Consider the following 17,594-nt stretch of genomic DNA (forward strand, 5'->3'; position numbering starts at 1 on the left):
ACAGGTCGCGGGCCTTATTACCCTCTTGCCTGGAGGCCTCCCAGATCAGGACTGTCACCCGAATTCACCCGGGGCTTCACCCGCGGTTGCCCCGGAAGGGGGGCATCAGCGACGAGGGCTCGGCCTGTGATGAGTCAGAACCCGACGCGTTCCCGCACGAACGAGCGCGGCCTCGAACCAGAGCGAGAGCCAGCCTGCGCCACTGTACGACAACAGCCGTCCCACGAGTGTTCCCCAGACCACAAACGGTGTGAGGGCCGCCTCGTCGATGATCGGCAACGAGAGACCGAAGATCGTCGCGCCCGCCGTCGCAGCCCCGAGGTACCACAGGCTCGTGCTCTCGAAGCGATGCCGGCCGAGCATGAGCACGAGTTCGAGAGCGGCAGCCGGCGCGACGAGCGCAACGGTCAGAAGCAGACCGAGTCCGTTGAACGGCGCGGCAAGCAGTCCGGCGAATGCAGCGGTGAGGATCGCCGCTCCCGGAGCACGAGTCCACCGGAGTGCCAGCATGGGTCCGACAGCATGCACCCCTGCGACGAGTGCATAGAGAACCGGGGATGCCAGCGCGAGCGTTCCCGAGAGTGGCGCAAGCCCGGCGATGAATATGCCTGCTACGGCGCCGAAAGCCGCACACTGCAACAGGGCGGCGCTGGTCCAACGGCGTCGTGGGGGCGGCGTTAACGTCACGCCGTGATCCTATCTATTGCAGGGGGCTAAGAGATCCGGTGCGCAGGCTGCGGGGACTGTTTGCGGAGCGGAACTAACACCATCGCGAGCCGCATTCATTCGAAAATTGGGGCTACGCCGACACGGTCGACGGGCAGTCGCAGGAGCGCACCTTCGGCGCGACAGGTCGCCGCGGCGATGCCCATCGCGTCGACGAGGGCCTCCTGCCACCGTCGGTCGGTGGTCGGGATGCCGTCGAGCGCGATCGTCGCCGCAAAAGCCGAGAGGGTCGCGTCACCGGCCCCCATGGTGTCGATGACGGGGCCAGGCAGCGGCACGATCGATGAGCGCACGCGGGTGCCCGATCCGGTCGCGACTTCTGCGCCCTCCGCGCCGGCAGTCGCGAGGATGGATGACGCGCCGGATCGCAGAAGCCTGTCCCGTAGGGCCGACAGCGTCACGCCGTACAGCAGCTCCGCGTCCTCTTCTCCGACCTTGGTGAGAAGCGCCCGTGCCGCGGCCCTCTCGAAGTTGCGGGCGAAACGTTCCCGGTCATGGAGCATGCCCGCCCGCGGGTTGGGATCGAGCAGAAGGCGCCTCTCCGGCGTGCTGACCGAATCTGCCAGCGCAGCAGCCTGCTCGTCGTCGTCGAAGGGGAAGCAACTCACCACGACGAGGGCGGCGGAATCTATCGCGGCCTTCTCTCGCGCGCCGAACACGATCCGTCGTGCTTGCGCTGCCTCGTTGAAGCGGTAGGTCGGTTCACCGTCTGTTCGGTCGGATATCGCGCGAGATGAGCCACGGGGGCCCGTCGTCGCGAGGAGACCCACGTCGTGTCCGGCGAGGTGGTCGCGAATGTCCTGGCCGTCACTGTCGTCGCCGACCATGGCAATGAGAGTTGTCGGAACGCCCAGGACAGAGAGCCCGACGGCGACGTTGAGAGCTGCCCCGCCCACGAAGCTCGCGGTCTCTCGTCCGAATCGGAGCTCATCGATGAGGGCGTCGCCGATGACGACGACACGGGAGTTCTCAGCCATGCGGTCGAATCTCCCCCGAGCCGCGCACGATCAGTTCGGTCGGAACGACCCAGGTGCGGGCCGGGTCGGCGTTCCCATCCAGCTTGGCGAACAAGCGCTCGGCGGCCAGGGCACCGATGCGTTGGGGGTTCTGGGCGACCACCGTGATTGCGGGTTCGAGAAGATCGGCGAGCTCGATGTCGTCGAAGCCGACAAGCGCGATCTGCCGGCTGAGTCCGTGCTCGCGAAGCGCGCGCACAGCGCCGATCGTCACGAGGTTCTGGCTGCTGAAGATTGCTGTCGGCGGGGTGTCGCTCTCCAGCAACCCGGCAACGGCGACCCGAGCGGTCTCTTCGTCGTGGAGGTCATCGAGGAGGCGCACGTCGCTGGTGGGAATGCCGGCCTTCCCGACCTCGCTCAGAAACCCGCGTTTGCGCAGGGCCGCCGTCTGGATGTCTGTCCGGTCACCGAGGTATGCGATCCGGCGATGACCATGATCGATGAGATGGCTGGTCGCTGCCGCGGCACCGTCGACATTGTCTGCGACGACTGCGTCAGCATCCACGCCGACGGGCTCCCGGTCGACAAAGACGATCGGGGTTCCCTGGTCGAGTTCATGCTGCAGGTACCCCTGGCTTCTGTTCACCGTGGTCAGGATGAGACCGTCGACCCGCCGCCGCAGGAAGGCATCGACGATCCCTCGCTCGCGATCGGGATCGTCGTCGAGACTCGAGGCGAACACGGCGACCCCGCGTTCAGCTGCAGCATCTTCGACGGCACGATGAATCGCGCCGGAGAACGGGTTGGCAACACTACCCACCAGAAGTCCGACGGTCTGCGTTCTCCGATCCGTCCGCCTGAGATTCCCGGCATGAAGGTCAGGCTGGTAATTCAGCTGTTCGGCCGCCGACCGCACGCGGGCGATCGTGGCGTCAGACACGTTCGGCTCACCGTTGATCACGCGCGAAACTGTCTTGATCCCGACGCCGGCCAGTGCCGCCACATGCCGCATGGTCGCGCGCTGCCTCGGCGGGTTGCTGTCAGAAGCGGATGTTGACAACGGTGTCACCATTTAGTCTCCAAAATACGATTTGACTTGACTATATCGGCGTTAATGGCATAGACCTACTCATGACATCGTTGTCGGGATTCCGAAATCCCCCAAACCAAGAGGAAGTTCAATGTTGAATCGATCGATGCTCGGAAAGCGGCTCTTCGTGGCCGGCTCCGTCACGGCACTCGCCCTGCTCGGTACAAGCGCCTGTTCTGCCGCCGGCGGATCCGGCACGACGGGAGGGGACAGCGAAGAGGTCGGGGTCACCCTGATCGTCAAGACCACCTCGAACCCTTTCTTCGTCGCGATGCAGGAGGGCGCAAAGGCCGCTGCGGAGGACGCCGGCGTCACGCTCACCCTCGCGGCGGGCAAGGAGGACGGCGACGAGGACACACAGATCCAGGCGATCGAAAATGCCATTTCCAAAGGCGACAAAGGCATCCTGATCACGCCGAACGGTCCCGCCGTTGTCGATGCCATCCAGAAGGCGCGGGATGCCGGTCTTTACGTGATCGCGCTCGACACACCGCCGGATCCCGCCGACGCCGTCGACATCACGTTCGCGACCGATAACCGTGCCGCGGGCACTGCTATCGGAGAGTGGACGGCTGCGCAGCTCGACGGCGACAAGGCCACCATCGCGATGCTTGACCTCTTCGACGACAAGGTGGTGTCCGTCGACTACAACCGTGACCAGGGGTTCCTCGAGGGCATGGGCATCGACGTGGCAGACGGAAACGCCAACGGCGATGAATCGCCGACCGGCACATATTCGGGCGGTGACTACGAGATCGTGGGCAACGAGGCCACCCAGGGCGCCGAGGACGGTGGCCGCACAGCCATGGAAACCCTGCTGTCGAAGAACCCCGACATCAACGTCGTCTACACGATCAACGAACCGGCGGCGTACGGCGCCTACCAGGCCCTTGAAGCGGCGGGTCGCGAGAAGGATGTCCTTCTCGTCTCCGTCGACGGTGGCTGCGCCGGGGTGAAGAACGTCACGGATGGCGTCATCGGCGCAACGTCGCAGCAGTACCCGGTGAAGATGGCTGAACTGGGCGTCGAGGCGATCGCGAAGCTCGCCGAAGACGGAACCAAGCCCAGCACCACCGAGGGACTGGACTTCTTCGACACCGGTGTCGCACTGGTGACCGACACGCCTGCGGACGGCGTCGAGAGCATCGACTCCGGCGAGGCAGCGGATATCTGCTGGGGATGATCCCCGCTCCCGGGTGCGGCCGGCCAGCGGCCGCACCCCTTCCCCCCGCCGGGCGACCGGCAGATCACCAGACATAGGAGTCCCAGTGAGTTCCCAGACCACCGAGCCCGCGTCGACAACCGGTCAGCACGATCTCGCGACCGAGTTCCTCGACCGGCGAACACCCATCGACCGCATCCGCAACACACTGCACCGATACCCGGCACTGAGCCCGGCCGTGGTGCTCGTCATCGCCATCATCGTTTTCGGACTACTCAACGACCGGTTCCTCAATCCCGCGAACCTCTCCCTCATCACCCAGCAGGTCGCCGTCGTCGGCACGCTCGCCATAGCTCAGACGCTGGTGATCCTCACCGCAGGCATCGACCTCTCCGTCGGCGCTGTCATGGTGCTCTCCTCAATGGTGATCGCCCAGACCGCGACCCAGAACGGCCTACCGGCCATCGTCGCTCTCCTTCTGGGGCTCGTCGTAGGGCTCGCCGCAGGAGCGTTCAACGGGCTCCTCGTCACGCGCTTGAAACTGCCACCGTTCATCGTGACGTTGGGCACCCTGAACATCTTTGTGGCACTCACGCTCCTGTATTCAGCAGGCGCCACCGTCCGGGGTAGCGACATGCCCGACCTCCTGACCTGGACCGGCTCGACCTTCGACGTCATCGGCGTGCGAATCAGCGTCGGAGTCCTGATGATGCTCCTCCTCTACGTCGCAGTTGCCTTCATCCTGCACAAGACCGCGTGGGGTCGTCACGTCTACGCAGTCGGAGACGACAAGGAGTCCGCCCGGCTCGCCGGCATCCGTGTCGACCGTGTGCTGATGAGCGTCTACCTGGCCGCAGGAGCCATCCTCGCGATCGGCGCCTGGATCCAGATCGGCCGGTCGAACGCGGCCAGCCCGAACGCCGGGGCAGACCTGAACCTCGATTCGATCACCGCCGTGGTGATCGGCGGGACGAGCCTCTTCGGCGGGCGCGGGACGGTGTGGGGCACACTGCTCGGCGCGCTCATCGTCGGCGTGTTCCGCAACGGCCTCTCCCTCGCCGGCCTGGACGTGCTCTACCAGACCCTCGCCGTCGGCGTCCTGATCATCGTCGCCGTCTCGCTCGACCAGTGGATCCGAAAGGTACGCAAATGACCCTCACCAACGCACTGCCTGATTCCGCGCCGGCCGTTCCGCGCGCGCCGATCCTCCAGGCGAAGAACCTGGTCAAGACGTTCGGCCGTGTCGTCGGACTGGACGGGGTGAGCCTGGAGCTGTATCCGGGCGAAGTTCTCGCCATCATCGGTGACAACGGCGCCGGGAAATCCACGCTGATCAAGTGCCTCACCGGGGCCGAGGTTCCCGACCAGGGCGAGATCCTGCTCGACGGGAAGCCGGTGGCCTTCAAACGCCCGCAGGACGCTCGCCTTGCCGGAATCGAAACCGTCTACCAGAACCTCGCGGTCTCACCAGCGCTCGACGTGGCATCCAACCTGTTCCTCGGTCGGGAAGAACGCAAAAAGGGAATCCTCGGATCCGTCTTCCGAATCATCGACACAGCGGGGATGCGCAAAAAGGCCCGCGCCGAACTCACCGAGCTGGGCATCTCAACGCTGCAGGATGTCACGGTTCCCGTCGAGAACCTCTCCGGCGGTCAGCGTCAGGCAGTCGCTGTTGCTCGCGCAGCGGCATTCGGGTCGAAGGTCGTCGTCCTCGATGAACCGACTGCCGCACTCGGGGTCCGCGAGTCGAACCAGGTGTTGCAGCTCGTCAGGAACCTGCGCGACCGGGGAATCCCGGTGATCCTGATCAGTCACAACATGCCGCACGTATTCGAGGTGGCGGACAGGATCCACATTCAGCGCCTCGGCAAACGGGCGGCGACCATCACGCCGACCTCGCACACGATGACCGAAGCCGTGGCGATCATGACGGGCGCAGCAACGGCCTGAGAGTGCGGCGAGGACACCTGGCTTCCTCCCTGGCATTCGGCTCGTGGGAAAACACGGGAATCGATGCACACGGAGGGAGCGGGTGGCCGACGGAAGCGGCCCCGGAGAGACGGCCAGAACCGGCGTCTGTCCGGGGCACCCAGTTCGCCCGACGATGGTCAGGTCAGTCCGTAAATGAACAGCTACTCCGCGAGAGCCTCAATGACGGCTTCGGCCACCGCTTCGCTCGACTGGGGATTCTGACCCGTGATGAGGTTGCGGTCGCGGACGACGTGGCTCGACCACGGCGCTCCGTTGTCAACGATCGCGCCGCGCGCAGCAAGAGTTTCGGCGACGAACCAGGGCGCGTTGGCGCCCAGCCCACCGGACCGTTCCTCCTCGTCGCTGAAGACCGCCAGGCGCCGGCCAGCGAAGACGAACGACCCATCCGAGCTGACGGCAGCAAGCAGGCCCGCCGGACCGTGGCAGAACGGGGCGATGATGATCCCTGCTTCGTCCGCCGCTGTGAGGATCTGACCAAGCTGCTCGTCGGTTGCCAAGTCCACCATGGGGCCGTGTCCTCCAGGCATGACTACTGCGTCAAAGTCTCGCGGTTCTACGGTCCGAAGGTCTTGCGGCGTCGAGAGGAGTGCGCCGATCTTTTTGAGATACGCACGGAACTGCTCGACTCGGTCGGCGTCGCCGACGACCTCTGCCGAAAGCGAACCAGGATCGATCTGTGGCGCGACACCCCTTGGCGATGCGATGACGACCTCGTGTCCGGCAGCAAGGAGCGACTGATGTGCCACGACTATCTCTTCGGCCCAGACACCCGTCGCGTGGGTGGAGCCGTCGGCCAGGGTGATGGAGGTGGCCGCTGAGACCACCATCAGAATCTTCGACATGGAGTTCCTTTCGTCGAGTCGAGTGTCGCCTTAGTTGGGCCGACAATCGATCGGGAAATTTCACGACGTCATAGATTGATGCCCATTGGAGTCGCTTTGGCGGCTCGAAGACGATGATTCGTCCGCAAAGAATCCCCGAAGCGCTTCGAGGAGCGAACGTACTGGACCACCCCGCGTCGCCTCGCCCATCCGTGTTGCGAGGTGCACGGTGTTGAGCGGCAACACGTCCGGCCGATGCAACTCGACCAGCCGACCGGCGAGGATGTCATCGGCCACGAGGTATCGAGGAAGAACTGACATCCCCTGGCCTCCCCGGAGCGCGGCGGCGATCATGCGCAGGTCGGGGATCACGGCAGCAATGTGCAGCGCATCAGGTCGACGGTCGAACACCGTTCGCCAATAGCGGCGCACGATCGGCAGGTTCGCCGCGTACGCGATCACCGGGATCGCGGCGAGCTCTGGCTCGCCGAGCCGGCCCGCGTCGTCACCCGCCCATTCGGGCGCGGCCACGAGCAGGAATTCCTCGTCATAAAGGGGGACGCTGTCGACTCCTCTGAGCCGAGGCTGGGTGGCGCTGACCACAACATCGAGTCCGCCGGCGCGGAGGTCGTCGAGGAGCGGTTCGGCGAGTCCGAATGACACGTGCACAGGGACGCGCACGGCCTCGCGGAGTCGTCCCAGCCGGGGCAGAATAAATTCCCCGAAGAGCTCAGCCGGGCCCCCGAGGTGCAGTGCTCTGGGTGACATCGCCGCCGCCGCTGAGAGCGAAGTTATGTCATCCAGGGCGTCTACGTGCGCGGCAACATCGCGGGCAAGGTCCGCTCCTTTCCGAGTGAGGGTGGCGCCAGACCGGTTGCGGACGAGCACAGCGAAGCCCAGAGCCGCCTCGAGTGAACGAAGGTGGGCGGTGACCGTGGGCTGCGAGATGCCGAGCAGCGCAGCCGCTTCGGTAAGTGATCCCGTCCGCGAGACAACGAGGAAGGTGCGCAGGTGGTCCAGGTCATGGCGTGACATCAGACTCGATTCTCGCACCCTCCGCACACCCTCACGCTGCAGGAACAGGAAGGCCCGGAGAGACAGCCAGAATCGGCGTCTGCACACCCTGCAACGAGAGGAACACGATGTGCCGGATGCCCACCCGGCGGGCGGCATCAATGAAGGGGAATAGATGGGTCTGCACATCAGCGATCGCCGGAGGCCGCATCAGAAACAGGCGATCGCATCCGACAATCCCGCTGGCGCCGGTCACGAACACGGCTGGGTCACGTTTCTTCCGCGATCCGGGCGAGCGCGAGCGAGAGCGCGATGAGCTCATCGTCTCCGAACGAGTCGAATCGTGGCAGCAAACGCTCGACGATCGCGCCCTCGAATCGTTGGACTTCCTCGGCAGCGTCCGCGGTAAGCCGGATGACCCTGGAACGGGCGTCGTCGAGATTGGGCGTGGTCTCGACGAGCCGCTGGTCCCGTAGCCCGTCAATGAGCTGGGTGACGGCTCCGGCCGTGACGCCCAACCCGGTCGCTAGCTGTCCAGGTGTCACCGGCGTGGGCGTATGCGCCAACGTGAACAGTGCTTGCATTTGTGTTCGGGTCAGGTCCCGCCCGTGGAACAGGACCCGAGGACCGGCCGCGATCGAACTGCCGAGACGCGTCACGGACTCCAGCACCGCGGCGACGTGTGCCGCTCGGTGGGGGCTGTCCGCCATCAGTTGCTCACGAATGGCATCTGATGGAGGAACGTGCCATCGTCTATTTGAGTCAGGATGAAGTCGGCAAGGTCATCGCGGCTGATCTGCGTACTGGAGTCCTCTCCCACCCACCCCACGCGGTACGACCCAACTCCGGGCGTCTCCGTGAGCCGGGGGCCGCGAACGACCGTCCAGTCGAGGCCGCTCGCTTTCAAGACCACGAGGTGCTGCTCGGCATCGGCGAGCACGTGACCCGATAACGTCTTGAGCAGGAACCGGATGATCCTGTCGGGAGCTTTCGGCTGATCCTTGCCCTCTGCACGAAGGCCCCCGCCCGACAGCGTCACGATGCGGCGCACGCCAGACCGAGACATCGCCGACACGATGTTGGCGGTGCCGTCGGCCTGCAAGGTCTTCGAGGAACCCTTGACCTGGCCGAACAATGCGAGGACCACGTCCGAGCCGCCGACAACGCGATCGACAACGGCGCCGTCCAGGACGTCCCCCTGGACGATGGTCAACGACGGGTGAACGCGGGTGGCTTGCGGCAGCTTGTCTGGATCACGGACGAGGACGCGGACGTCATGACCGGCTGCAAGGGCGCGGTCGAGAACACGTCGGCCGGTCTTGCCCGTCGCACCGAGAATAGCGATTGTGCTCATCTAATTACTTTAGCGGCTAAAGTAGATTTCTTGTCACAGGGTCCGCCTGAGTTCAGCGTGCTCATTCGAGCGCGCGGTGCTTTGATCCGAGACGGGAGGCCGCGCGGGAGTATATGTTTATGCATGGTCGTCGTACCACCCCCGGACGGCCGGCCAGCCCCAGTCAGCCTGTGCCCCCAGATGATTGGGTTGCCCTCTCGGCCAGTGATCGGCCGAGAGGGCATTCCTCCTCGCCCTTCCAGCTGACCGGGAAGCTCGCACCTCGACGGAACTTCACGCCGATCACAATCCGAAGAACCACACGTTGGGCGACGCTTGGCCCACCGTCCCTCGAGCCGGCCACATTCCCAGCGTGGCAACGTCGAGTCCGCGACCCCGGATTGGGGTTGCACACGGGGACGGGTGACGCCTTACGGTGGACAGACCCGGGAGTGCCCCCGATCGGGCCTGGTCCTCTCGCACTGCATTCGGAGTAGCGCGAGAGGACCATTGCTTGCTCCTGAGCAATGCCCCTTGCTCAGGCCGTCAGCCTATGCCGCCCCTCGCGCGATGATCAGTCCCCTATGTGGGGGACCCACTTTCAGTTCGGCTCGATTTCCTCAGGGGCCAAGCAGGCCGCCGCTGGCAGCGGAGACACAAGCTTTGACCGAGACCACCCTGGCGGGCCAGCAACCCCGGCGAGGTAGCCGCGAAGCACTTCGCCGAGGAGCTGGCACGGTTCAGCAGCCCTCCCGAATGGTGGAGGATCGCCACTCTCGCTGACGGGCAACCGGTCGGCTTCGTGATTCCCGCCCGGAACTCCTACCACCCGATCATCGCGAACCTCGCCGTGCTCCCCCAGCATCGCGGCAACAGGTACATCGACGGCATCCTCAGCGAGGGAACACGAGTACTCGCCGACGCCGGCGTCGACCACATCCGAGCGTCGACGGATCTCGGCAACACGTCCGGCTCTTCGACGGATACGCGGGCGTCGTCGGAGGGAGAGGGTGAGGTGTCGGCTGTGCTCCCTGACATAGTGATGAGATGACGTCACGTGTTGCCTGCATCACCGGAGTAGGGCGAAAGAACGGAATCGGTCGCGCTCTTGCCCTCCGTCTCGCTGAGGACGGCTGGGACATCGCGTTCAGCTACTGGTCACCATACGAGGAACGGATGTCGCTCGGAGGTACCCCCAGCGATCCGAGCGATATCGCGAAAGAGGTCGCCGCAACCGGCCGACGGGTGCTCGCGGTCGAGGCGGACCTCGAAGACCCCGCTGGGGCGACACTCCTAGTCGAACGCGCCAGCGCCGAACTCGGCGCCGTGTCAGCGTTGGTGCTTTCCCATTCGGAATCGGTGGATTCGAGCATCCTCACCACCTCGATCGAGAGCTTTGACCGACACTTCGCGGTGAATACTCGAGCGGCCTGGCTTCTCATCGCCGCCTTCGCCCGACAGGTTCCGAGCGACGGAGGATCGATCGTTGCCCTGACGAGTGATCACGTCGTCGACAACGTGCCATACGGCGCGAGCAAGGGTGCGCTCGATCGGATCGTGATCGCCGCCGCCCGCGAACTCGGGCACCTGGGCGTTTCGTCGAACGCCCTCAATCCAGGCCCCGTCGACACCGGGTGGATGACGGACGAGATCCGGGCGGCGGGAAGCGCCAGACAACCGACTGGGCGGCTGGGCACTCCGGCGGACGTCGCGCGGATCGTGAGTTTCCTGGTATCGCCGGAAGGCCGCTGGGTCTCGGGACAACTCATCACGAGTGACGGCGGCTTCTCCGTATGACGAGTGTCACACATCAGGAGTCGCGCCCGCGAAGCGCGAAAAGCTGTCGACCGCCGCTTCAGACCCCGATCTACTTCCACTGTCGGGGTCCACTCGCCCGGAGTGCCGCGGTGAGGCCCGAAGCGGTGAAGACGAGAGTGGAAATGAGGAGGACGCCGATGGGGAGGGTCCACGTCCCTGTGGCGTCATGGACTGCTCCGACGAGGAACGCGGCAGTGGCCCCGAGGGCGTAGCCCACTCCCTGAACCATCGCCGAGAGCCGTCTGGCGTGCGCGCCACTCAGGGCGAGCTGCACGACGAGCATGAAAACGATCGTGATCCCGCCGCCCTGGGCGACACCACCCAAGAAACCCCAGATGAGCCATCCGGCCGGAGCGAGCATCATGCCGAGCGGCAGACTGATCCAGAGTACGGATACGAGCGAGAACGTCTTCGGGATGCCGATGCGCCGGGAAAGCAGGGGCACTCCGAGCGCCCCCACCACAGCGGCGATCTGGAAGATCGACGAACTCGCGCCGGCCTCGCCCGGCGAGTAGTCCAGCTCCTGTTCGAGAATGGTCGGGAACCACGCGGTGAGGCCGTAGTAGGAGAAGGCCTGCGCGCCGAACGCGAGCGAGAGGAAGATCGCGGACAGGCTGCGCCACGTTCGGGGTTCCTGCGCGGCGAGCGGGATGCCGCGGGTGTCGACGGCGACGGTGTCGACGGCATCCGTCTCGACCAGTGGCTTGAGAGGGCCCCAATGGAAAGCCTGCCGGGGTCCCACGGCGACCAACCAGGCCACCGCGGCCAGCACGACGAAACCGAGCCACGCGAGCAGCGCGCCGCGCCAGCCCAGGGCATTGGCTAGCGGCACCGTCGCGAGCGTGGTGATCATCGAGCCCACGTTCAACGCCGAGGTGTATGCACCGGTGACGATTCCGACGCGGCCGGCCGAGATGTCGCGACGGATGATAACGGGGATCACCACGTTGCCGATCGTGATGAACGCCCCCATGAGAACCGTCCCGACGAGAAGGGCTCCGACGTCCCCTGCCGAGCGCACGATCGAGCCGACCCCGACACCGATGATGGCGATCGTGGTCGCGACGTTCGCGCCTGCCTTGCCGATGAGGAGCGACGCAAGAGGCGTCATCAGCGCGAAGCACAGCACTGGCACGCTGGTGAGCAGGCCGACCTGAGCCGCGTTCAGCGACAGGTCAGCACTGATCTCGCCGGCGATGGGCGCCACAGCGACGATGGGCCCGCGGAGAATGAGGCCAATGGCAATGATGCCCACAACGAGAAGGAGGGGGCGCACTGGGCCTGCGGCTCGATTCATGGGCTTCGTCCTTCGTTTCGTAGGGGATGGAGCGATGCACCAACGAAAAAGCCCCGGAGAGACAGCCAGAACTGGCGTCTTTCCGAGGCATACCGTGCGCCCGAAGGGATTCGAACCCCCAACCTTCTGATCCGTAGTCAGATGCTCTATCCGTTGAGCTACGGGCGCATGGGCTTGGCCTGACAAAACAAAGCTGCTCGCAGGCCGTATTAGAGACTACATGACCATTCGTCCGGGCGCCAATTGACGGCGGTCCCTGCCGACGAACGAAGCGTGTGACCTAGCCTGTACGTACAGGCGCACTCATGTCCGCCTGTTCCACCATTGAGGAGATCACCGTGCCCGACGACGTGCGCTTCGACGCATCCGTTCCCGACATCCACGCGCCGTATCAAGCGGCATCCGACCGCTACACCCATCTCGGCTATCGCCGTGTGGGTGAGAGCGGGCTGCTGCTGCCCCCGATCTCGCTGGGGCTCTGGTACAACTTCGGCGACAACCGGCCGTTCGACACGCAGCGCGAAATCCTGCGCCACGCATTCGATCGCGGCATCACGCACTTCGACCTGGCGAACAATTATGGCCCACCGAACGGCAGCGCCGAGGAGAACTTCGGTCGGATGCTGGCGAAGGACTTTAAGCCGTACCGCAGCGAGCTGATCGTGTCGACAAAGGCGGGCTGGCCCCACTGGCCGGGCCCGCACGGCCGGCTCGGCTCGCGCAAGTACCTGCTCAACAGCCTCGAGGAGTCGCTCGAACGACTGCGCAGCGACTACGTCGACATCTTCTACTCGCACCGTTTCGACCCCGACACCCCGCTCGAGGAGACGATCGGCGCCCTAGACACCGCCGTCCGTCAAGGCAAAGCCCTCTACGCCGGAATCTCGTCGTACTCGGCCGAACGCGCGGCGCGTGCCATCGAGATCGCCAGGGGCCTCGGCACTCCCCTCGTCATCCACCAGCCGTCGTACTCCCTCGTGAACCGCTGGGTCGAGGATGGCCTGCTCGACACCCTCCGCGATGGCGGTATGGGGTCGATCGCGTTCACACCCCTGGCGCAGGGATTGCTCACCAGCAAATTCCTCGATGACCCGGACGCCACGCACGCCACCGAGCGCGGATCGTTCAACGACAGCTTCCTGTCTGAGGACAACCTCGCTCGCCTGCGCGGTCTCAACGACATTGCGGCATCCCGCGGCCAGACGCTTGCCCAGCTCGCCATCGCATGGGTGCTCCGCGAGGGTGGCGCAACGAGCGCGCTCATCGGCGTCTCCCGGATCGAGCAACTCGACGAGAACCTCGCCGCACTCGACAACCTGGACTTCACCGACGACGAACTCGCGCGGATCGACGAGTTCGCCGGCGATGCCGGAGTCAACCTCTGGGCGCAGTCGAGCGACCTCTAACCGGTGGCGCGGGTGGATCGGCTCCGCGCGGGTGTTTTTTCACCCGCGCGGAGCCGAAAGACCTGCGCGAGCCGATCCGCGAGCCGGTCAACGCAGGTGGCGCTCCTCGAGCGCGACGAGTTGCCGCTTCAGCGCGACCTGGCGGTACGAGGTGTCGATGAGTTCGGCGACGAAGGTCCAGTCGCTCGTACTCTCATCGAGGTCCATGCCGAGCCAGCCGGCAGGGCCGAAGTACGGCGGCACGAAGAACCGGTCGTCCTCGAGCAGGGCTGGGCGCTCGTCCGGGTCTGGCTTGAACACCATCGTGTGCGGGCGGTCCATCGACGAGCCCATCACGACGAAGAGTTTCTTGCCTGCGCGAAAGGTGGGGCGACCCCACGCTTCCGCCTCGGCGAACTCGGGATAGTCCGCGCAGATCACTCGAACGCGCTGGACGACCCGATCACCGGATTCGAAGACCTGCGGATGCTCCATGGCCGCGATTGTACGCCCGGCGGCGAGCAGGGGGCAGCGTCAGCTCGTCGGCGTCGGGCAGTGCAGCTGGGTCTTCACTCCGGTGCGGTCGACCTCGTGCGCCGACATCGCCTGGCCGCACAGCGGACACCCGGACTCGGACGACGGCGGCAACGGCTCCTCGTTGTACGGTCCGAGCGGCGGAGGCCCGATGTACGGACGCAGCCGGTTGTTCAGCCAGTTGGTGAAGCCACCGGCATCCGAAACGCTCTCGCGTGGCTTTTTACTTCGTGCCATAATCATTAGTGTATAGGATAATTCGAGAACAAGGAGCGTGATGACCGAGACCAACACCGACGACCTGCTCGCCCTCGAGAACCAGGTCTGCTTCGCCCTGGCCGTCGCGTCGAGGAGCGTCCTCGCCCTGTACCGACCGATCCTCGAACCCCTCGGACTCACCCACCCGCAATACCTCGTGATGCTCGCCCTGTGGGAACACAGCCCCCGATCGGTCAAGGAGATCGGGGCGGCGCTCCAGCTCGAGCCAGCCACGCTGTCTCCCCTGCTCAAACGACTCGAGGCGACGGACTACGTCACGCGCCAGCGCAGCACGGTCGATGAGCGTGTGCTCGACATCACGCTGACGGATGCCGGCCGTCGCCTCCGCGACCAGGCCGAAGGCATCCCTCCGAAGATCGTCTCGGAACTCGGCATGTCGATCGAAGACCTCACCAGGATGCGCGAGACCCTCCACGCGGTCATCGCGGCCGCAAACTCCCGCTGACCCCTCGATTTCCCGACCGGGCGGCGAGTAGCGTTCCGGGCATGGATGCGGAAACCCAGAAGAGAGTCGACGGGCTGCCGGCGAGCACAGGCAAGTCGCTGCCGGAGTGGTTCACGATCCTCGAGGCGTCCGGCCTCGAGAAGCACGGTGAGATGATGGCCCTGCTCAAGACCGAGCACGGGGTCTCCCATGGCTTCGCCAACTTCATCGCCCTGATGTACCGAAACCAGGGCGGCCCTGAGGGTGAGGACCTCATCGACAAGCAGTACGCGACCAGACCGAACCTCCGCCCGATCTACGACGCCATCGTCGGCGCGGTCGCCGACTTCGGGCCCGACGTGGAAATCGCACCCAAGCAGGCGACCGTGTCTCTCCGCCGGAAGAAGCAGTTCGCGCTCGTGAATCCGGCGACGAAGACCCGCGTCGACGTGGGCATCAACCTCAAGGGCGAGCCGGGTGGGGAACGACTCAGGGCGACGGGAGGCATGTGCACCCACTCGGTCGGCGTGACGAGCATCGAAGACGTGGACGGCGAGCTGCTCGGCTGGCTCCGAGAAGCCTACGACCGCGCCTGACCGGTCCGCCGGCGCCTGGGGTAGAATCGATCCCAGCGAAGGGGAGTAGTTCCCACCGCCGCTTTCACTCCAGAAACGGCGACGCGGTCTGTCGACATACTGGTTTCCCAACCCGGCAGCCCACCCGCAACTGCTGCGGGCGAGCGAGACCTTCGGCCATACGTTCGACGATGGCCGAAGAGGAGTCTCCGGCCACCTGCATCAGGAGAATGCCGTGACCGAATCCCCCGTCCGCCACGCACCGACCGCCGCTGAGATCAAGCGATGGCGCAGGTACCTCGCCGATGAACGCGCAGAAGCATCCGTGTACGGAGAACTCGCCAGCCGCAGAACCGGTGAGGAACGCGCCATCCTGCGCGGGCTCGTCGAGGCGGAACGCCGCCACGAAGCGCACTGGATCAAGCTCCTCGGCGAGCACGCCGACGTCCCGACCCGCACGGCACTCCGCACCCGGCTGCTCGCCTTCTTCGCTCGGCGCTTCGGCTCAGTCTTCGTCCTGGCGCTGATGCAGCGCACCGAATCGCGATCGCCGTACGAGTCGGATGCCGACGCCACAGACGCGATGGCCGCGGACGAACGACTGCACGAGGAGATCGTGCGCGGGCTGGCGGCCCGTGGCCGCAACAGCATCTCCGGCACGTTCCGGGCCGCGGTCTTCGGCGCCAACGACGGACTCGTCTCCAACCTCGCGCTCGTCCTCGGCATGAGCGCAACGGGTGTCGGCACCGGGATCGTTCTCGCGGCAGGCGTCGCGGGGCTTCTCGCGGGAGCCCTGTCGATGGCTGCAGGCGAGTACGTCTCGGTCCGGTCCCAGCGCGAGCTGCTCGAGTCGACGACGCCGGACCCGTCCGCGCGCCGGGTCCTGCCCCAGCTCGATGTCAATGCCAACGAGCTCGAACTCGTCTACCGTGTGCGCGGGATGGCCCCGAAGCAGGCGGCCGAGCACGCGCACGAAGTCCTCAACGACCTCGACTGCGTGCACGTGGGGCTCGACACCGGAAGCGTCTCGGCCCAGAACACCGGCCATGAGGAGATCGGCTCCGCCAGGGGCGCGGCACTCTCGAGCTTCTTCTTCTTCGCGTCCGGCGCCATCGTGCCCGTGCTCCCCTACCTGTTCGGCCTGACCGGTCTCGCTGCCGTCGCCGTGGCATCCGTCCTCGTGGGCATCGCCCTGCTCATCACCGGCGCGATCGTCGGCGTGCTGTCCGGTGCTTCGCCGCTCAAGCGGGCACTCCGGCAGCTGCTCATCGGCTACGGGGCCGCGGCCGTCACCTACCTGCTCGGCTTGCTGTTCGGCACCACGATCGCGTAGTCAGGTCAGCGGTCCCGACCGCGGTTGCGGCCCTTGCCGAGCTTCTTCGGGGCACGGCCCTGCCGCGGGGTGAACGGTTTCGCCTTCGGCTTCTGCTGCGGCTTGCGAGCCTTCGGCGGCGCCTTCTCCGGCTCTTCCTGCGGTGCACGTGAACTGCGCGCGGTGCGACCACGGACCACGCCGATGAACTCTTCGACGTCTGGCGTGGTGTTCTCCTCGAGCCAGGCGAGGGCGATCTGCGACTCGGCCACGTCCGTCACCGGGCGGGCGACGACATCCTTGCGACTGTGCAGTCGCGCCACCGACTGCGGAACGATCACGACACCGACACCGGCGGCGACGAGCTCGGCGGCGTCATCACCGTCACGGATGCTCGGCAGCGGCCTGCGAGTCCCGTCGCGGATCTCGTCGGCGACGTCGCGCCACTCCGGCACGACGTCAGGGTCCTGCAGAAGGTGCTCAGCCGCGAGGTCGGCGACGGTGACCGATTCCGCGTCGGCGAGCGCATGTTCCTTGGGAAGCACGACGACCGGAACCTCACGGTAGAGCGGAATCACGCTGAGGTCGGAGCCGTCCACAGGGAGTCGTACGAAGCTGACGTCGGCCACTCGATCGTGCAGCACCTGCACCTGATCCTGCTCGGCGGTGGGGAGGAATCCCAGCGGCAGGTCCGGCCGGCGTTCACTCCAGACCTTCGACCACTTCGCGAGAGTCACCCCGGGTACGAAGGCGACAGAGAAGAGAGGGTCGGGCGTCGATTCGGCAGCCATGGTGTCCCCGTCATCCTCCGCTCGGGTGAACGGTCGTGTCACAGGCTAATACGGATGCCGCCGGCGTGGCGGCCAGCCGGCGCCA

General features: G+C 65.8%; 21 protein-coding genes and 1 tRNA gene. 9 read left to right on the forward strand and 13 right to left on the reverse strand.

Annotated elements, in window-relative coordinates:
* Nucleotides 1–105: 105 nt before the first annotated feature.
* The 3 genes from AC1M2K_RS04640 to AC1M2K_RS04650 form a co-directional block, all read right to left on the reverse strand.
* On the reverse strand, nt 106–687 hold the full coding sequence (locus tag AC1M2K_RS04640) for a hypothetical protein (protein WP_480240023.1): 582 nt from the start codon (nt 685–687) through the stop codon (nt 106–108).
* A 95-nt stretch (nt 688–782) separates the two neighbouring features.
* Complete coding sequence (locus AC1M2K_RS04645) at nt 783–1,703, reverse strand: PfkB family carbohydrate kinase (protein WP_480240024.1); 921 nt, start codon at nt 1,701–1,703, stop codon at nt 783–785.
* Nucleotides 1,696–2,754, reverse strand: a complete 1,059-nt coding sequence (locus AC1M2K_RS04650) for a LacI family DNA-binding transcriptional regulator (protein ID WP_480240025.1) — start codon at nt 2,752–2,754, stop codon at nt 1,696–1,698. The genes AC1M2K_RS04645 and AC1M2K_RS04650 overlap by 8 nt, the downstream gene beginning before the upstream one ends.
* Nucleotides 2,755–2,863: 109 nt before the next feature.
* Here AC1M2K_RS04650 and AC1M2K_RS04655 point away from each other — a divergent pair, with 109 nt between their 5' ends.
* The 3 genes from AC1M2K_RS04655 to AC1M2K_RS04665 all read left to right on the forward strand — a co-directional run bounded on the left by AC1M2K_RS04655 (nt 2,864) and on the right by AC1M2K_RS04665 (nt 5,884).
* Nucleotides 2,864–3,955 (forward strand): substrate-binding domain-containing protein, encoded by a 1,092-nt coding sequence (locus AC1M2K_RS04655; protein ID WP_480240026.1) that lies wholly within the window; start codon nt 2,864–2,866, stop codon nt 3,953–3,955.
* Between the two features lie 85 nt (nt 3,956–4,040).
* Nucleotides 4,041–5,087: an ABC transporter permease gene (locus tag AC1M2K_RS04660; protein WP_480240027.1), complete on the forward strand. Its 1,047-nt coding sequence runs from the start codon at nt 4,041–4,043 to the stop codon at nt 5,085–5,087.
* A complete protein-coding gene (locus AC1M2K_RS04665; RefSeq protein WP_480240028.1) occupies nt 5,084–5,884 on the forward strand; it encodes an ATP-binding cassette domain-containing protein in 801 nt (266 codons plus the stop codon). Before AC1M2K_RS04660 ends, AC1M2K_RS04665 begins: the two co-directional genes overlap by 4 nt.
* Before the next feature lie 182 nt (nt 5,885–6,066).
* Here AC1M2K_RS04665 and AC1M2K_RS04670 read toward each other — a convergent pair whose 3' ends face one another.
* Genes AC1M2K_RS04670 through AC1M2K_RS04690 form a run of 5 tightly spaced genes read right to left on the reverse strand, consistent with a single transcriptional unit; the run spans nt 6,067 to nt 9,115 of the window.
* A complete protein-coding gene (locus AC1M2K_RS04670) occupies nt 6,067–6,768 on the reverse strand; it encodes a type 1 glutamine amidotransferase domain-containing protein (protein ID WP_480240029.1) in 702 nt (233 codons plus the stop codon).
* A gap of 60 nt (nt 6,769–6,828) precedes the next feature.
* Entirely contained in the window at nt 6,829–7,782 is a 954-nt protein-coding gene (locus tag AC1M2K_RS04675) for a LysR family transcriptional regulator (RefSeq protein ID WP_480240030.1), read from the reverse strand.
* A gap of 31 nt (nt 7,783–7,813) precedes the next feature.
* The gene (locus tag AC1M2K_RS04680; protein WP_480240031.1) at nt 7,814–8,017 is read right to left on the reverse strand and encodes a hypothetical protein; all 204 of its coding nucleotides are present in this window, start codon (nt 8,015–8,017) and stop codon (nt 7,814–7,816) included.
* Between the two features lie 13 nt (nt 8,018–8,030).
* The gene (locus tag AC1M2K_RS04685) at nt 8,031–8,471 is read right to left on the reverse strand and encodes a MarR family winged helix-turn-helix transcriptional regulator (RefSeq protein ID WP_480240032.1); all 441 of its coding nucleotides are present in this window, start codon (nt 8,469–8,471) and stop codon (nt 8,031–8,033) included.
* Complete coding sequence (locus AC1M2K_RS04690; RefSeq protein WP_480240033.1) at nt 8,471–9,115, reverse strand: NAD(P)-dependent oxidoreductase; 645 nt, start codon at nt 9,113–9,115, stop codon at nt 8,471–8,473. The genes AC1M2K_RS04685 and AC1M2K_RS04690 overlap by 1 nt, the downstream gene beginning before the upstream one ends.
* Before the next feature lie 781 nt (nt 9,116–9,896).
* Between AC1M2K_RS04690 and AC1M2K_RS04695 the strand changes: the two genes are divergently transcribed.
* Both AC1M2K_RS04695 and AC1M2K_RS04700 read left to right on the forward strand, forming a co-directional pair.
* Nucleotides 9,897–10,145 carry a hypothetical protein gene (locus tag AC1M2K_RS04695; RefSeq protein WP_480240034.1) on the forward strand — a complete coding sequence of 83 codons (249 nt, stop codon included), beginning with the start codon at nt 9,897–9,899 and terminating at the stop codon, nt 10,143–10,145.
* Complete coding sequence (locus AC1M2K_RS04700; RefSeq protein WP_480240035.1) at nt 10,142–10,891, forward strand: SDR family oxidoreductase; 750 nt, start codon at nt 10,142–10,144, stop codon at nt 10,889–10,891. The genes AC1M2K_RS04695 and AC1M2K_RS04700 overlap by 4 nt, the downstream gene beginning before the upstream one ends.
* A 70-nt stretch (nt 10,892–10,961) precedes the next feature.
* On the opposite strand, the gene AC1M2K_RS04705 is transcribed toward AC1M2K_RS04700, so the two are convergent.
* Nucleotides 10,962–12,209, reverse strand: a complete 1,248-nt coding sequence (locus AC1M2K_RS04705) for an MFS transporter (protein WP_480240036.1) — start codon at nt 12,207–12,209, stop codon at nt 10,962–10,964.
* Between the two features lie 95 nt (nt 12,210–12,304).
* Nucleotides 12,305–12,377, reverse strand: a tRNA-Arg gene (locus tag AC1M2K_RS04710).
* Nucleotides 12,378–12,547: 170 nt separating this feature from the next.
* Here AC1M2K_RS04710 and AC1M2K_RS04715 point away from each other — a divergent pair.
* Nucleotides 12,548–13,615: an aldo/keto reductase gene (locus AC1M2K_RS04715; protein WP_480240037.1), complete on the forward strand. Its 1,068-nt coding sequence runs from the start codon at nt 12,548–12,550 to the stop codon at nt 13,613–13,615.
* An 87-nt stretch (nt 13,616–13,702) separates the two neighbouring features.
* On the opposite strand, the gene AC1M2K_RS04720 is transcribed toward AC1M2K_RS04715, so the two are convergent.
* Both AC1M2K_RS04720 and AC1M2K_RS04725 read right to left on the reverse strand, forming a co-directional pair.
* Nucleotides 13,703–14,089: an MmcQ/YjbR family DNA-binding protein gene (locus tag AC1M2K_RS04720; protein ID WP_480240038.1), complete on the reverse strand. Its 387-nt coding sequence runs from the start codon at nt 14,087–14,089 to the stop codon at nt 13,703–13,705.
* Between the two features lie 39 nt (nt 14,090–14,128).
* Nucleotides 14,129–14,365 (reverse strand): hypothetical protein, encoded by a 237-nt coding sequence (locus tag AC1M2K_RS04725; RefSeq protein WP_480238241.1) that lies wholly within the window; start codon nt 14,363–14,365, stop codon nt 14,129–14,131.
* Between the two features lie 40 nt (nt 14,366–14,405).
* Here AC1M2K_RS04725 and AC1M2K_RS04730 point away from each other — a divergent pair, with 40 nt between their 5' ends.
* The 3 genes from AC1M2K_RS04730 (at nt 14,406) to AC1M2K_RS04740 (ending at nt 16,739) form a co-directional block, all read left to right on the forward strand.
* Nucleotides 14,406–14,852, forward strand: a complete 447-nt coding sequence (locus AC1M2K_RS04730; RefSeq protein WP_480240039.1) for a MarR family winged helix-turn-helix transcriptional regulator — start codon at nt 14,406–14,408, stop codon at nt 14,850–14,852.
* 41 nt (nt 14,853–14,893) lie between these two features.
* Nucleotides 14,894–15,427, forward strand: coding sequence for a DUF5655 domain-containing protein (locus AC1M2K_RS04735; RefSeq protein ID WP_480238243.1), 534 nt, complete (start codon nt 14,894–14,896; stop codon nt 15,425–15,427).
* A 214-nt stretch (nt 15,428–15,641) separates the two neighbouring features.
* The gene (locus AC1M2K_RS04740) at nt 15,642–16,739 is read left to right on the forward strand and encodes a VIT1/CCC1 transporter family protein (protein ID WP_480240040.1); all 1,098 of its coding nucleotides are present in this window, start codon (nt 15,642–15,644) and stop codon (nt 16,737–16,739) included.
* Nucleotides 16,740–16,744: 5 nt separating this feature from the next.
* Here AC1M2K_RS04740 and AC1M2K_RS04745 read toward each other — a convergent pair whose 3' ends face one another.
* Nucleotides 16,745–17,509: a LysR substrate-binding domain-containing protein gene (locus AC1M2K_RS04745; protein WP_480240041.1), complete on the reverse strand. Its 765-nt coding sequence runs from the start codon at nt 17,507–17,509 to the stop codon at nt 16,745–16,747.
* Nucleotides 17,510–17,594 lie beyond the last annotated feature (85 nt).

This window comes from Mycetocola sp. Y171 (genome assembly GCF_056713165.1).